This is a genomic window from Flavobacterium acetivorans (assembly GCF_020911885.1).
Lineage (GTDB): Bacteria > Bacteroidota > Bacteroidia > Flavobacteriales > Flavobacteriaceae > Flavobacterium > Flavobacterium acetivorans.
This window is the reverse complement of record NZ_CP087132.1, coordinates 990,473-1,005,777: the sequence shown is the minus strand read 5'-3', so window position 1 is coordinate 1,005,777 and position 15,305 is coordinate 990,473. Positions and strand designations below refer to the sequence as shown.

15 protein-coding genes are annotated in these 15,305 nt (G+C 35.7%); 8 read left to right on the top strand and 7 right to left on the bottom strand.

Features of this window, described 5'->3' with window-relative positions:
- Positions 1 to 17 precede the first annotated feature (17 nt).
- Positions 18 to 1,274 (bottom strand): glutamyl-tRNA reductase, encoded by a 1,257-nt coding sequence (gene hemA, locus LNP19_RS04455; protein ID WP_230063605.1) that lies wholly within the window; start codon positions 1,272 to 1,274, stop codon positions 18 to 20.
- A 227-nt stretch (positions 1,275 to 1,501) separates the two neighbouring features.
- Here hemA and LNP19_RS04450 point away from each other — a divergent pair, with 227 nt between their 5' ends.
- The 6 genes from LNP19_RS04450 to LNP19_RS04425 all read left to right on the top strand — a co-directional run bounded on the left by LNP19_RS04450 (position 1,502) and on the right by LNP19_RS04425 (position 6,903).
- Complete coding sequence (locus tag LNP19_RS04450) at positions 1,502 to 2,374, top strand: helix-turn-helix domain-containing protein (RefSeq protein ID WP_230063604.1); 873 nt, start codon at positions 1,502 to 1,504, stop codon at positions 2,372 to 2,374.
- A gap of 100 nt (positions 2,375 to 2,474) precedes the next feature.
- Positions 2,475 to 3,494, top strand: coding sequence for a ferrochelatase (gene hemH / locus LNP19_RS04445; RefSeq protein ID WP_230063603.1), 1,020 nt, complete (start codon positions 2,475 to 2,477; stop codon positions 3,492 to 3,494).
- A gap of 6 nt (positions 3,495 to 3,500) precedes the next feature.
- Positions 3,501 to 4,055 (top strand): CopD family protein, encoded by a 555-nt coding sequence (locus LNP19_RS04440; protein ID WP_230063602.1) that lies wholly within the window; start codon positions 3,501 to 3,503, stop codon positions 4,053 to 4,055.
- A gap of 2 nt (positions 4,056 to 4,057) precedes the next feature.
- Positions 4,058 to 5,530, top strand: coding sequence for a sensor histidine kinase (locus LNP19_RS04435; RefSeq protein WP_428979037.1), 1,473 nt, complete (start codon positions 4,058 to 4,060; stop codon positions 5,528 to 5,530).
- A 9-nt stretch (positions 5,531 to 5,539) separates the two neighbouring features.
- Complete coding sequence (locus LNP19_RS04430; RefSeq protein WP_230063601.1) at positions 5,540 to 6,322, top strand: enoyl-CoA hydratase/isomerase family protein; 783 nt, start codon at positions 5,540 to 5,542, stop codon at positions 6,320 to 6,322.
- Positions 6,323 to 6,501: 179 nt separating this feature from the next.
- On the top strand, positions 6,502 to 6,903 hold the full coding sequence (locus tag LNP19_RS04425) for a hypothetical protein (RefSeq protein WP_230063600.1): 402 nt from the start codon (positions 6,502 to 6,504) through the stop codon (positions 6,901 to 6,903).
- Here LNP19_RS04425 and LNP19_RS04420 read toward each other — a convergent pair.
- The 3 genes from LNP19_RS04420 to LNP19_RS04410 all read right to left on the bottom strand — a co-directional run bounded on the left by LNP19_RS04420 (position 6,896) and on the right by LNP19_RS04410 (position 9,401).
- The gene (locus tag LNP19_RS04420; RefSeq protein ID WP_230063599.1) at positions 6,896 to 7,555 is read right to left on the bottom strand and encodes an HD domain-containing protein; all 660 of its coding nucleotides are present in this window, start codon (positions 7,553 to 7,555) and stop codon (positions 6,896 to 6,898) included. The genes LNP19_RS04425 and LNP19_RS04420 overlap by 8 nt on opposite strands.
- Positions 7,556 to 7,669: 114 nt before the next feature.
- Positions 7,670 to 8,656 (bottom strand): acyl-ACP desaturase, encoded by a 987-nt coding sequence (locus LNP19_RS04415; protein ID WP_230063598.1) that lies wholly within the window; start codon positions 8,654 to 8,656, stop codon positions 7,670 to 7,672.
- Between the two features lie 10 nt (positions 8,657 to 8,666).
- Entirely contained in the window at positions 8,667 to 9,401 is a 735-nt protein-coding gene (locus LNP19_RS04410; RefSeq protein WP_230063597.1) for a lysophospholipid acyltransferase family protein, read from the bottom strand.
- Between the two features lie 128 nt (positions 9,402 to 9,529).
- Here LNP19_RS04410 and rnpA point away from each other — a divergent pair, with 128 nt between their 5' ends.
- Positions 9,530 to 9,943 (top strand): ribonuclease P protein component, encoded by a 414-nt coding sequence (rnpA, locus tag LNP19_RS04405; protein WP_230063596.1) that lies wholly within the window; start codon positions 9,530 to 9,532, stop codon positions 9,941 to 9,943.
- Between the two features lie 106 nt (positions 9,944 to 10,049).
- A complete protein-coding gene (locus LNP19_RS04400; protein ID WP_230063595.1) occupies positions 10,050 to 11,687 on the top strand; it encodes a S41 family peptidase in 1,638 nt (545 codons plus the stop codon).
- Here LNP19_RS04400 and LNP19_RS04395 read toward each other — a convergent pair whose 3' ends face one another.
- The 3 genes from LNP19_RS04395 to LNP19_RS04385 all read right to left on the bottom strand — a co-directional run bounded on the left by LNP19_RS04395 (position 11,688) and on the right by LNP19_RS04385 (position 15,223).
- On the bottom strand, positions 11,688 to 12,134 hold the full coding sequence (locus LNP19_RS04395; protein ID WP_230064210.1) for a GNAT family N-acetyltransferase: 447 nt from the start codon (positions 12,132 to 12,134) through the stop codon (positions 11,688 to 11,690).
- A 68-nt stretch (positions 12,135 to 12,202) separates the two neighbouring features.
- On the bottom strand, positions 12,203 to 13,180 hold the full coding sequence (locus tag LNP19_RS04390; protein ID WP_230063594.1) for a DUF4837 family protein: 978 nt from the start codon (positions 13,178 to 13,180) through the stop codon (positions 12,203 to 12,205).
- Positions 13,181 to 13,228: 48 nt separating this feature from the next.
- Complete coding sequence (locus LNP19_RS04385) at positions 13,229 to 15,223, bottom strand: LysM peptidoglycan-binding domain-containing protein (RefSeq protein WP_230063593.1); 1,995 nt, start codon at positions 15,221 to 15,223, stop codon at positions 13,229 to 13,231.
- Between the last annotated feature and the right edge of the window lie 82 nt (positions 15,224 to 15,305).

Sequence of the window (15,305 nt, the reverse complement as noted above, 5' to 3'; positions counted from 1 at the left end):
TCGTAAAAGAACATTATTTACTTCACAGAAGCGTTAATTTTAAACACTTTTTCAATCCATTCGATGCTTTCATCCACCATGGTATTGTCATCTTTCAAATGGTTGGCAAATTGTGTGGTTATTTTCTGAATGATTCTGTTGCTGATAATTTCAGCATGTTCTTCGTTGAAATTTGCGATTTTTTTGCTTTGAAAATCCAATTCAGAAACTTTAATCGCATTCAGTTTTTCTTTTAGCGCATTAATGGTTGGGGCAAATTTTCTGCCTTTAGTCCAAGTAATGAACTCTTCTTTTATCTCTTCGATGATGGCCTCGGCAGCTGGGATGTGTGTTTTTCTGTTTTCCAGAGTTTCGTCTGTCAACTGGGACAAATAATCCATATGAATCAGCGTAACCCCTTCTAATTCCTCAACATCTTCATTTACATTTTTAGGAATGGATAAATCTAAAATTAGCAACGGTTTTTTAAGATTCAAAATCGCTTTGTCTACCGTAGGATTTTGTGCGCCGGTTGCCACTACAACAACATCGGCTTTTTGCAGTTCCAAATGCAGTTCTGAATAATCTTTTACGATTAGATTGAGTTTTCCTGCAAGCTTTTCGGCCTTGTCTTTGGTTCTGTTGATCAGAGTGATGTGCTCATTTTTAGTATGTTTCACTAAATTTTCGCAGGTATTTCTCCCTATTTTCCCCGTTCCAAACAATAAAATATTTTTATTTCCAATGTCTTCCACATTCTTGATAATATATTGAACCGAAGCAAAAGAAACAGAAGTAGCACCCGAACTGATTTCGGTATCTGTTTTTATCTTTTTACTCGCCTGAATCACGGCATTGACTAATCGCTCCATGAAAGCATTGGCAAGACCAAAAGCTTTTGACTGTATAAAACTGGATTTTATCTGTGAAATAATCTCGAAATCTCCTAGAATTTGACTGTCTAAACCGGTTCCTACGCGAAACATGTGTCCAATGGCTTCTTTATTTTTATATACAAAACCAACTTTTTGGAATGCTTCAACACTGCCTTGGCTGTTCTCACAAATCAATTTAATTAATTGAAAAGGATGCTCTGCAAAGCCGTAGATTTCCGTTCTATTACAAGTAGAAGTGACGATTAAACTTTCGATCCCTTCGTTTTTTGCCTGTTCTAACAAACGTGTTTTAGCTGTTGTGTCTAAGCTAAATTTCCCCCTTATCTCAGCATCTGCTTTTTTATAGCTTAATCCAACTGCATAAAAATAAAGAAGCTTTGATTGTTTATTATTTTCCATATGAATACCTTTCAAGAAAGTGCAACAAAATTATCACTATAGTATTTATAAAAGTAACGCTAAAAGTACTTTTTGTGTCGCTGTATGTTTTTTATTTCTAAAGATCTATTTTATCGCAAATTATGTTATTTTTGCAGTAAAATAAGGCCATGTTACCTAATTTATTTAGAGTCGTTCTAAACAGTTCTAACTGATAATTATCATGTTTTTAATTAAAAAATGTCGCTATGAGTTCTCAAGAAATTATTAAAATAGAAGATGACTTCACCCTAATTCGCTTTCAAAACGACAGCGCAGAGCCTTTTTTTGCCCAACGAGAAGTGAGCAGCGGATTGATTCAGTTTCATTTTGGATTAAAAGGCGGTGCAAAATTCATCTTCAACCAAGGAAATTACACCTTGGAACTAAAAGAAGAGAAATCATTGCTTTTATACAATCCGCAAAAAGAATTGCCTTTAAATTTGGAACTTTCGCCTAATTCTTGGGTTATTTCGGTGATTATTTCCATCAAAAAATTCCACGCCTTATTTTCAACCGAGGCCGATTACATCACTTTTTTGAGTCCCGACAATAAGGACAAAAAATACTATAACGAAGGAAATGTAAGTCCATCAATGGCTATTGTATTGAGTCAATTGTTTCATTACAACCTGCATCCTTCGATAAAAAATCTCTATTACAAAGGAAAAGGTTATGAGTTACTGAGTTTATACTTTAACCGAACCGAAGATCCAAATGCCGAACAATGTCCGTTCCTGATTGATGAGGACAATGTGATGAAAATCAAGAAAGCCAAAGAAATCATTATTGCCAATATGGCTGAGCCACCGGGTTTACAAGAACTCGCCGATGAGATAGGTTTGAATTTGAAGAAACTAAAAATGGGTTTCAAACAGATTTATGGCGATACCGTTTATGGCTTTCTGTTTGACTACAAAATGGATTTTGCCCGAAAACTGCTCGACAGCGGTTCCTATAATGTCAATGAAGTAGGATTAAAAATAGGTTACAGCACCGGAAGTCATTTCATTGCTGCATTTAAAAAGAAATTTGGCACCACTCCAAAAAAATACCTAATGTCAATCAATCCCAATACCTAAGACGATTGATTTTGCGCATTACACAATAAATAAAAATTAGTTAATCCCAATTTATAAAAAAGTAAGTTTGTTTACTTTTATCAAAAACAAAACAAAAAAAATGAAAGGTGTATTATTAATCAATTTAGGTTCTCCAGAAAGTCCAACTCCAAAAGACGTAAAGCCTTATTTAGATGAGTTTTTAATGGACAAATATGTCATTGATGTTCCATTTTTATTAAGAGCCTTGCTGGTTCGAGGTATTATTTTAAGAAAAAGACCCGCCAAATCAGCCGAAGCATACGCTAAAATTTGGTGGAAAGAAGGTTCCCCACTTGTGGTACTTTCCAAAAGAATGTTTGAAAAAGTAAAACCGCAAGTCCAAGTTCCAATGGCTTTGTCGATGCGATATGGAAATCCTAACATCTATTCCGGCTTAAAAGAACTGGCTGACCAAGGCGTTACCGAAGTTTTACTTTTCCCATTGTACCCGCATCATGCGATGTCCTCTACGGTTACGGTTTTGGAAAAAGCCGAAGAAATCAGAAAAGAGCATTTTCCAACTATGAAATTCTCTACGGTTCCTGCCTTTTACAACAAACCCGATTACATCAAAAACCTTTCTGATTCTATAAAAAGCCATCTGGCAAATTTTGAATACGATCATTTGTTATTTTCGTATCACGGTTTACCGGAACGCCACATTCGAAAAACCGATGTCACTAAATCGCATTGCAAAATTGATGGCTCTTGTTGCAACACGCCTTCGCCAGCACATGAATTTTGTTACCGCCATCAATGCTACGAAACCACTAAACTGGTCGTACAACAATTAGGCATTCCAGAAGGAAAATACAGCCAAACCTTTCAATCCAGATTAGCCGGTGACAAATGGCTTGAGCCTTATACTGATGTTGAAGTCAACAAAATGCCGGAGAAAGGAATTAAGAAATTAGCAGTTGTAACTCCAGCTTTTGTCGCTGATTGTCTAGAAACTCTAGAAGAAATCGCCATGGAAGCCAATCACGAATTTAAAGCACATGGAGGTGAAGAATTTACCGCTGTTCCTTGTTTAAACGATAGTGAAGATTGGTGTAAAACCGTGAGCAACTGGATTAACGACTGGGCTATTGCCAAATAAAAACCTATGGAATACTACAACTACCTCAAATCTTTACATCTTATTTTTGTAATTACCTGGTTCGCTGGTTTGTTTTATATTGTTCGCCTCTTTGTTTACCAAATTGAAGCCGCACAAAAACCATCGCCTGAGAAAGAAATACTACAAAAACAGTATAAAATAATGAGCTATCGCTTGTGGTACATTATCAGCTGGCCATCAGCTATCTTGGCCAGCTTTTTTGCTTTTTGGATGCTGTTTTTTACTGATTTGGGACGATCGTGGTTACAAATGCCTTGGATGCATGTAAAACTTGGCTTCGTATTTGTGTTGTATTTATACCATGGAAAATGCCATCAAATATTCAAACAATTGCAAAATGATCAAGTAAAATACACCACAAACTTTATGCGTTTATGGAATGAAGGCGCCACAATTATCCTTTTTGCAGTCGTCTTTTTAGTTGTTTTAAAAAACGCCTTCAACTGGATTTATGGGGTAATTGGAATATTTTTGTTTTCTATATTGATTATGTTGGGTTTCAAATTTTATAAAAGAATTAGAGAGAAAAACCAATCTTAACTATGCTAAAAGGCTTCAAAATATCGATGCTTTCGTTGCGGATTCGAATTTTTATTTCGATGATCTTATTGATAATCGTGGCTTCTGTTTTGTTAGCTTCCATTTCGATCATCCAATTTAAAAACGAAGCCAAAGAATACCATCAGGAAAGACTGGAACGTAAGGAAAATGCGGTAAAAGAGCACATCAATTACATTCTTTCGACCACCACTTATCCCTTGACAAGCGAGAATTTAGATTTGATTTTCAAAGATAAGATTCACGAATTGGCGCACATTCACAATATTGAAATTAACATTTACGACCTAGACGGAAAGCTGTTGAAATCCTCTAAAGAATCTTTCTCTATAGACAAGGTTTCTCCACCCATTCCTGCATACATATTAAAGCTCGTTCGCTCCTCTATTGAAAAAAGATATGTAGACATTAAAACCATAAATGGGGTTAAAAACAGATCCTCATTTACACAAATTAAAGACGATAAATTTAAACCCTTAGGTGTTCTCAATTTACCTTATTTAGAAGATGATGGTTTCTATGAGAAGGAACTTCATAATTTCCTAATTCGCTTGAGTCAGGTCTATTCCTTTATGCTTATTGTAGCATTTGGACTGGCTTATTTCCTTTCGTCATATATCACTAAATCGCTAAAAACTATTTCGGACAAGCTGAATGAAACCAGCTTAAATCAAAAAAACGAAAAAATTCTTCTCGAAGCCAGCAGCAAAGAAATCAACTTGCTGATTAATGCTTACAATAGAATGGTCGATGAATTAGAAAAAAGTGCCGTAAAACTCGCTCAAGGCGAAAGAGAAGGCGCTTGGCGCGAAATGGCCAAACAAGTAGCACATGAAATAAAAAATCCATTGACGCCGATGCGATTAACGGTACAGAGTTTTCAGCGAAAATTCGATCCAAATGATCCGAACATCACTCAAAAAATGAAGGATTACTCCGAAACGCTGATCCAACAAATTGACACTATGAATGCTGTTGCCTCAGCCTTTTCAAATTTTGCTTCGATGCCTGCCCAACAAAATGAAACACTTAACGTAGTGGAAGTGGTAGAACTAGCCTTAGATATTTTTAATGAGGAGCATATTGTTTTTGAAAGCGAATCACCCGAGATTATTGCAAAAATTGACCGAACCCAACTCATTCGAATCATCACCAACTTGGTTAAAAATGCTATTCAATCCATACCGGAACAACAAGAAAATAAAAGCGTATCCGTTTCCGTTAGAAAAGAATCCAATGATGTGCTAATTACCGTGAAAGACAATGGAATAGGAATGAAGCAACAAGACATTGATCGCATATTTGAACCCAAATTCACCACTAAAAGCAGTGGAATGGGATTGGGTCTTGGTATTATCAAAAATATTATCGAAAATTATAAAGGAACAATTACCTTTGATACAGAACTTGGAAAAGGAACTCAATTCACCGTTTCGCTTCCTATAATTAACTCTTAAATTAGTACCATGAGCTACAAAAACATTTTAATCTCATCCGAAAATAGCATTGCAACAATAACCATCAATCGTCCAACAAAATTGAATGCTTTGAATAAAGCTACGATCAAAGAGTTGCATGAGGCCTTTGGTGAATTGGAAAAAAACTATGAAACTAGAGTAATTATTTTAACCGGTGCTGAGGAAAAAGCTTTTGTTGCCGGTGCTGATATCGCTGAATTTGCCCATTTTTCTGTAGAAGAAGGCATACAATTGGCAGCTCAAGGTCAAGAAATTTTATTCAACTTTGTGGAGAATCTTAAAATACCCGTTATTGCAGCCATTAACGGATTTGCCCTTGGAGGCGGATTAGAATTGGCCATGGCTTGTCATTTTAGAATTGCTTCCGACAACGCCAAGATGGGGCTTCCTGAAGTATCTTTAGGAGTAATTCCAGGATATGGTGGCACCCAACGTTTGCCTCAATTAATAGGCAAAGGACGCGCCATGGAAATGATTATGACCGCCGGAATGATCACTGCTGAAGAAGCTTACAGAACCGGTTTAGTGAATCATGTAGTCCCACAAAGTGAACTTTTGCCTTACTGTAACGGAATTGCACAAAGAATCATGAAAAACTCGCCCTTAGCCATCAGCAAGGCGATTCGAGCAATCAATGCCAACTATAAAGACGGAGAGAATGGTTTTGAAACCGAAATAAAATCCTTTGGGAAATGTTTTGGAACCGAAGATTTTAAAGAAGGAACCACCGCTTTTTTAGAGAAAAGAAAAGCAGTATTTACTGGCGAATAAAAAACAATTCTTTACTAAGATAGAATACGAACCGCAAATGTTACAGACTTTAACCTCTGAACATTTGCGGTTTTGCATTTAGAAACCAAAGTTTTTATAGATTTTAAGCACTTTTCCACTTACAACACTTAATTTTGTCCTTTCAAATGGAGCATTTTCCACCATCTAAAAACAATCCTATGTCATTTCAACCCGTATTCGTTCAATTTTGGGAAAAAGTAAAAGAAAGCATCCAAAATGGTACGTATGCCAAATTAACTTTGGCGAAGACCATAGGCGATACCGAATTAAAAAATATCTATGTTCGTCCTGTTTTAGTGGATGAAGGCGGTTACAAACTTTGCCTAACGGCACGTTACAAAACCGAAGAAATAGAAAGCTTTCATACTGTAGATGAAGCCTTCGTTGTTTTGGCTCCTTACATGAATAATCCGTTTTTGACGGCACTTTTATTCACGACCGAAAACGACATCACCTTTAAACTCAATAAAAAAAGAGTGGGAACCATCATCGAACAAGCACCTACTTTTAAAAATGCTTCGGGTGTGATTATCGAAATGAAAGAAAAAGGAATTATTTAAATAATTCACCATCCCATTCGGCATAAAACTGAGACAGAAATCCCTCCATATAACGGTGTCTTTCCTTCGCAATTTTTTTTCCAGTGTCAGTATTCATTTTGTCTTTCAAGAGCAGTAGTTTTTCATAGAAATGATTCAGCGTTGGCGCTTCATTATTTTTATATTCTTCCTTAGTCATCTTGGTATTTGGCGCGATTTTAGGATCATAGAGTGTTCTATTTTTAAAACCGCCATAATTGAAGGTTCTTGCAATTCCAATAGCACCAATAGCGTCTAAACGATCTGCATCTTGGACAATATCGAGTTCGATGGAAGTAAAATCCCTTTGAACATTACCTCCTTTGAAAGAGATATTTTCGATAATCTTTACCACATGGGCAATGGTAGCTTCATTGACGTTTTGAGTTTCCAAAAAAGTTCTGGCTAATTTAGGCCCAACAGTCTCATCTCCATCATGAAATTTACTATCAGCAATATCGTGCAGCAAAGCGGCCAATTTTATGACTGTTAGATCACCATTTTCAGTCGTTGCAATCAACAATGCATTTCTATAAACTCGTTCAATATGAAACCAATCGTGTCCTCCTTCGGCTTGGTGGAGTTTTTCTTTTACAAAAGCAATCGTTTTACTGATGATATCGGTATTGTTCATTTTTTATAATTTTAAAAAAAATGTTGATTTTCAAAGTTTTCCCACTTTAAAAACCAACATTTATAATATAGTAAATTGGATTCTCAAAATCCTAAAAATTAACTTTCGTTAATGTTACAATCTTGCTGGTTCAACCCATTTGAATTGAAAGGATTCTTGAGGAATAACTAACCTTTCTGAAATACGTGCCATACGAGCCGGTAATTTCATCAGATAATCACGTGCTTTTTCGGCTTCGTCAGTCAAACCACCTATTTTATCAATTTCCCACTTGTCTATTAATTTTTGCATGATATCCACATAATCATTGGCGGTGTACACCCCAATTCTTTGTGCAGAATCCGAAAAATGCTCAAAAGCGGAACTTATTTTTTGTCCCGATTCTCTCAAGAAATGCGCCGGCATGACAATTTTTTGCTTCATCATGTACTGAAAAGCAAGCATCATTTCGCTAGGATCTACCTTAAAAATCTGATTTACAAATTCGCTATAAGCATGGTGGTGACGCATTTCGTCACCTGCAATCATCTTACACATTTTGGCCAATTTTTTATCACCGTAACTTTTGGCCAATTGTGAAACCCTATTGTGAGAGACATAAGTGGCTAGTTCTTGGAAACTGGTGTAAACAAAATTTTTATACGGATCTCTTCCTGTTCCAATATCAAAACCATCATTGATAAGATGCTGTGTAGTCATTTCGATCTCACGCATATTGACACGTCCCGATAAGTACAAATATTTATTTAACAAATCACCATGACGATTTTCTTCTCCTGTCCATTGGCGTACCCAAGTAGACCAACCGTTTCTCTCTAAATTATCCACACCTTCCACTTCCATTAACCAGTTTTCATAGGTTGGCAAAGCTTCTTCGGTAATGGTATCCCCTACCATTGCAACCCAAAAATCATAAGGTAAATCCTTAGAGATTTCACGTAACTCTTTTACTTCTTCTAAGAAATTATCGCTTTCAGAATTTGGTAAAAAATCAGATGGCTGCCAAATTTGTTCCACAGGTATTAAATACTGGTCAACATAGCTAGTCACGTTTTTTTCTAAAAACTGCATAACTTCTAATCGAATGTTTTTTATAGACATTTTATATAAATTAAAATTGTATTCCTTTTATTACTTCATTTTCCGTTTTCTCTATCAACTCCGGAAAATTATATTCACTTACCTTTAATGGCTTATGAATTACAAAGGTAAGACGATTTCCTAAACCAAGAGGAAAAAAACCGTATTTAACCATTTTCCAAGAATTATTAATACTCACAGGAACCACATAGGCCGATGGTGCGTATTTACACAATATTTTCAAACCGCTTTGGGCAAACTCTTTTGGCTTACCTGTTTTGCTTCGGGTTCCTTCGGGGAATATCACCGCCGAACGCTTGTTTTTTTCAATATATTCCGATAATTTTTTAATCTCCGGAATGGCTTGTTTGGGATCTTTACGATCAATCAAAGCCGAACCTCCATGACGCAAATTAAAAGAAACACTTGGAATTCCTTTTCCTAATTCCTTTTTACTTACAAATTTACAATGGAAACGTCGCAAAAACCAAATCATAGCGATAATATCGTACATACTTTGATGATTGGAGACAAAAATGATTGGAACCCCTTTTGGAATACTTTCGGTATTTTCAAACTTGTAGGTTGTACCAATAAGATTGGTGCACTTCACTAAAAAAAAGTTAAGGTAATCAACGCTTTTTTTATGTGCCTGATAACCAAAAAATTTCAGACAAATCCATTGAATCGGATGGAAAATCACCAACGTAAGTCCAAAACATAAATAATAAATTACGGATATGGGATACGAAATTATTTTTTGCATTCTTAAAAAAATTAGCTGCAAAAGTAAGAAATAAATTTTTAGCGGTATTTTAATTCTGAAACAATAAGCAGGTTTAGGGTTTAATTGTACCTTTGTCAACAAAAATCTTTGCCTTTTTATACCAAAAAATGAAGTTCAATTATCCAAAAAACGAAAAACTAAAAAGTAAAACTACCATTGGATTATTATTCTCTGAGGGCAAATCGGTTTCTAAATACCCATTGCGTTTAGTGTATCATTCCGGCTCATTAAATGAAGATGAAAAAATAAAAATGGGCGTTTCTGTCTCTAAAAGGAACTTCAAGAAAGCAGTAGACCGCAATCATTTTAAAAGAATCCTTCGCGAAACTTACCGCCTCAACAAGCACTTGCTTATTGACAATCTGGACAAGCCTTATGCTTTCATGCTTTTTTATCAAACCAAAGACCGCTTGTCCTACGAGGAAATCAATACTAAGACGATTCAATTGTTTGAAAAATTCATCGCCCAAAACATAAAAAAAGACGCTAGTATTGACGATGCTAAGTCAATAAAAGATTAATTTACAAAGCATTACAAGCTCTTCTTTAAGATTCCTTCATTAGCCGTCTTTATTATTGGTCATTTATTACTAATTTAGTAGTTCAATAATTCTAGAACTACTTCTCATGATTTCCTTTTTCAAAAAGAAATATATAATTCCTGTTGTCGCTTCGGCATTTTTATTTGTGGGCGCCAGTTTCAAAAACGACTTTTTTGAAATCGCCAAACAAATCGAAATATTCACCACCCTTTTCAAGGAATTGAACACTAACTATGTCGATGAAACAAACCCTGGCGACTTGATGGACAAGGCCATCAAAGGCATGTTGGCCAATCTGGATCCTTACACCGTTTATTTTAATGAGCAGGATGTGATGCAATTTAAAATAAACAATACCGGAGAATACACCGGCATAGGCGCTTTGATTACTCGAAAAGAAAACAAACTGATCATAAGAGAAGTCTACAAGAATTTTCCGGCTGACAAGGCCGGATTTAAAGCCGGAGACGAAATAATCCAAATTGGAGACGTTCTTTTGGCTGACTTCAAAGAAGATGCTTCCCAACTCATGAGAGGAACAAAAAACACTAAAATTGATGTAAAATTCCTCCGTCAAAATAAAACCAATACTGCCCAAATAGTCCTTGATGAAGTGGAGATAAAATCGGTTCCTTTTTTTGCAAAAATAGACGAGAAAACAGGTTATATTGTTTTGGCACGCTTTAACAACAAAGCGGCACTCGAAACCAAAGCCGCTCTTGAAGAACTAAAAAAGCAAGGTGCTGAAAGAATTGTACTCGATTTAAGGGGAAATTCTGGAGGATTATTACATGAGGCGGTAAATATCTGCAATTTATTTGTTCCTAAAAATGAGGTTATTGTCACCACCAAATCAAAAATAGAAAAACACAACAACACTTACAAAACCGCTTTTGAACCCGTAGATACTCAAATTCCCTTGGTTATTCTTATTAATGGCAAAAGTGCTTCGGCCTCAGAAATTGTTTCAGGAGCTTTACAAGATTTAGACCGCGCGGTTATTGTAGGAAGCCGCAGTTTTGGAAAAGGATTAGTGCAAAAACCGGTAGACTTGACTTATAACACTCAATTAAAAGTAACTATTTCGCGTTATTACACGCCTTCGGGCAGATGTATCCAAGCATTAGACTATACACATAAAGACAAAAACGGACAGGCTAAAAGAACCGAAGAAAAGAATTTTAACGCTTTCAAAACCCGCAAAGGCAGGATTGTTTATGATGGTGGAGGAATTTTGCCGGATATTGCACTGGAGGAATCAAGCACAAGTGCTATTGCCAACGCCTTATTGAAAAATGACGGAATCTTTAATTATGTGACCCGCTATTATTTTAAAAACCCAAATCCGGGAGATCAAATTCCAAATTTTACCGCAGCAGATTATCAGGATTTCAAACAGTTTTTGAAAACCGAAAAATTCTCTTTTGACACTGAAACCGAGTTGGCTCTGAAAAACACTTTGGCTATGGCTAAAAAAGAAAGTATAGATGCCACAATCAGCAATGAATACCAGCAGTTACTTACTGCTTTGCAAAAAAGTGAGGAAACACTGTTGGATAAAAACCAAGAAGAAATCAAGAAATTAATTCTGGAAGAGATCATAAAACGCTATCAATACCAAGAAGGACTGTATCAATATTATCTAAAAAATAATTCCGAAATTAAGAAATCAGTCTCTATTTTGAATAATACTACCGATTATAAAAGTATCCTCAAAATATAACTATTCTTTTTTCATCTCAATATGCGGAATATCATCTTCGAGATACATTTCACTGGTTTGCACAAATCCGTGGCTTTCGTAGAATTTTTTCAGGTACAATTGCGCTCCAATGGTAATCTTGCTTTCGCCAAAATGTTGCGCTACACCTGCGATGGCTTCCCGCATTAAATCATGTCCCCATTTCCTGTCTCTGTAATTTGGATCAACGACTACTCTTCCTATTGACGCATTATCAAAACTGATTCCGGCTTTAAAAAGTCGGGCGTGGGCAACGATTTTGCCTTCAAATTCGCCAAAAAGATGCAATGCAAGCTTATCCTTGCCATCTAAATCAAGATAGACACAGTTTTGCTCCACAACAAAGATCTCGCTTCTCAATTGAAGTAAATCATATAGTTCATGAACTGATAGTGCCTCAAAAGGCTTTATTTTCCACTGCAACCCCATGCTATTATTTTTTATCATTTTGGTTTAAAAATCGACTCTTATATGAATTCAAAGCCACAATTCACTATTTATTTCTTATCAATACTAACCGATTTAATGATTGACTCCAATTCATGCATTAAGTCTCTTTTTTCTTTTGAAGGAGAATAACAAAAGCCTTCTAGAACCAAAAGTCTGTTATGTTCTTGATCAACTATCGCATAGTTTACAAATGGGCCGGACATGAAATCATTCTTTACTTCCCAAGTTCCTTTGGTTTCATAAGTCAGTTTGCCGTCCTGTTTTATTTTAAAAAAATAAGGTGCATAAGCTTCTTCGGTAACCATATCCGTATTGGCTTCTTTCCCATGAATATACAAATGCCCGATAGAATCCCGTATTTTGATGACATTAGACACTAAGTTACCACCCGATTTAAATGAATTTAATGGCAATTGATAAATTAACAAACTCGTGCTTCCGCTGACGATTTCTTTCTTTAGCCAAATAAAATTATCTTTTTGAAGCACCTGCTCATAACTGGAAGGAATTTCGATTTTGATATCAAACTGCTTGTTAATTGCTTTAGTATTCATCAAAGACATTCTATTGAGTCTTTGCTTTTCAGCAATTTCCGTTTGATGAATAATCTGAATCATTTTGGGTGAATTTTTTTCAAGAATTTCCAGAATGGCGCCAGCTGTTTTTCCGGTAATATGAAATACATTTTGAGGTGCGGCACATTGATTTTCCTTAATTTGGAATTTATTTCCATTGCCTTTTTTAATCACAATAATGTTTCGGCAATCGGTCATAAATCCTTCCATCAGTTTTACAGGATACTGATTGATGGTAAAAAGAGGTTCTTCCTGCGGCAAGCCAATCACGGGAGACGCAAACTTATTCCGAATATTGTCTCCTATCTCGCCATTCCACCACAAGTCATCAACAATAACCGAGATGCTATTGATTCTTCCTGTAGTTTTTTTAGGTAAATCGGTATCACCTTTTTTACATGAGAAAAGGAACAGAGAGATAAAAAGATATAAAAAATGGGTTTTATTCATTAGAATTCAGTTGTAAAACAAAACCAAATTTAAGAGAAAAACATCATGTTATCCTCCAATTTTTAATTTCATTCCGGGTTTTATTTCTTCACCGCTAATATCGTTCCACTTTTTAATATCTGAAACAGTTACACCTGGATATTTTTTGGCAATACTGTACAAAGAATCCCCTTTTTGGACAAAATAACTGCTTTCTTGTTTTAGAGCAACAGCAGCATTCTCTTTTTTCTTGAATGTATTTATACTTAACTGCTTAGTATTACTTTCTCCATCTTCCTTGCCCACAATCAAATTATGTCCCAAAACAATCGTATTGTCCGATAGATTGTTCCATTGTTTTAAATCGGTTAAAGTTATACCAAACTTTTTAGCAATATTGCCTAGATTGTCGCCTTTTTGAACAACATATTCCCTGTTTTTCAAGTCTGAATCCGATACCACAATTTCTTCAACCTCATTCTCGATGGCGTTCAATCTTAAAGAAGTCCCCAATTGAATAGCATCACCGCTAAGATGATTCCATTCTTTAATTTGGGCAACAGTCACATTATTATTTTTAGCAATCGCATGTAGATTATCCCCTTTTTGAACAATATAAAAGCTTGCAGTAGCCGCTAAGGAATCTCTACTAACTTCTTTGGTAATTTTTGTTGTTTTGGTATTTTTGACTTGAGTTGCGGCTATTTCAATTTTTGGCTCATTCTTTACGGTTTTTACTCTATTTTCCGTACTTATGATTTTCAAGCTTTTCCCGGCAGCAATTGTATTCCCTTTGATTCCGTTCCACTTTTTTAAATCGGCTACAGAGACATCGTATTTATTAGCAATTGCGCCCAGATTATCCCCTCTTCGCACTTTGTAATATTTTGTTCTGGCTTGTGAAACCGTTTGACTCGCTATGGCAGAGGAACTCTGAAAAGGACTTTCTCTTTGTTCCAATTGATACTGAGCATAGGCATAAATTTTATCTTCGTTAGAAGTAAAAACAGCGATTTTATCCAGCGGCAATCGCAGATAATGATTTTTGTCTTTATAAAAAGGCACTAAATTTAACTTGTACGACGGATTCAATAACTGCAATTGTGAAACAGGAACATCCAGTAAATCCGAAATTTGCTTAAATGAAATCTCTCTTTTGATCCTTATAGTATCGGTGGCAAAATGAGGCAACTCCGCCCTATCAGGAACAATTCCATGCTCTTTTCGATAGTTATACAAATACATGGTTGCCAAAAAAGCGGGAACATAACCTTGGGTTTCTTTGGGAAGATTTTTTCTAATGTTCCAATAATTTTGCTTTCCTCCAGAGCGTCTGATCGCTTTAGAAACGTTTCCGGGACCCGAATTGTAAGCCGCCAATACCAGCTCCCAATCTCCAAAAATAGCATGCATATTGGTCATGTATTGTGAGGCTGCTGCTGTCGATTTTAGGGGGTCACTGCGTTCGTCTACATAAGAATCAATTGTAAGATTGTATTGTTTTCCGGTATGGTACATGAACTGCCACAGCCCGGTAGCTCCCATTTTAGACACTGCTTTTGGATTTAAAGCCGACTCCACAACGGCCAAATATTTCATTTCTAAAGGGATATTGTTTTTGGCAAACTCTTCTTCGAACAATGGGAAATAATATTCAGAAATAGCCATCAATCGCCCAAACGATTTTTTCCTGTATTTTAAGAAGGATTTGATAACATTTTCAAGACTTTGATTGTATTCAATTCGAAAAGGTGATTTGGCATTCATTTCTGCCAGCCTCGATTGCAGCAATTCAGTAGAGAGTTCATAATCTACTTTTTCATCAATATTAAGATTTTCAATATCATTAGTGATGTCATTGTACAAATCCAGATCAATCAATTCCTTTATCCACAAACTGTCAACACAGGCAGCCAGATCATCATTGACGAAGGTTTTTTTTATCGAATCTAAGTAGGATAGCTTTTTCTCAACAATAGAAATTCCTTTGTCTTCGGCAACTTCTTGCGAAAACAAAGGAATTGATACTAGTAATAATAGTAGGGTAGCATATTTTATATTCATCTCTTTTCTTTTGTCAACTTACTAAATTATAAATAATTAAAAATCACTTACTTTACAAACTTAACAGCTTACAACTAAAAAA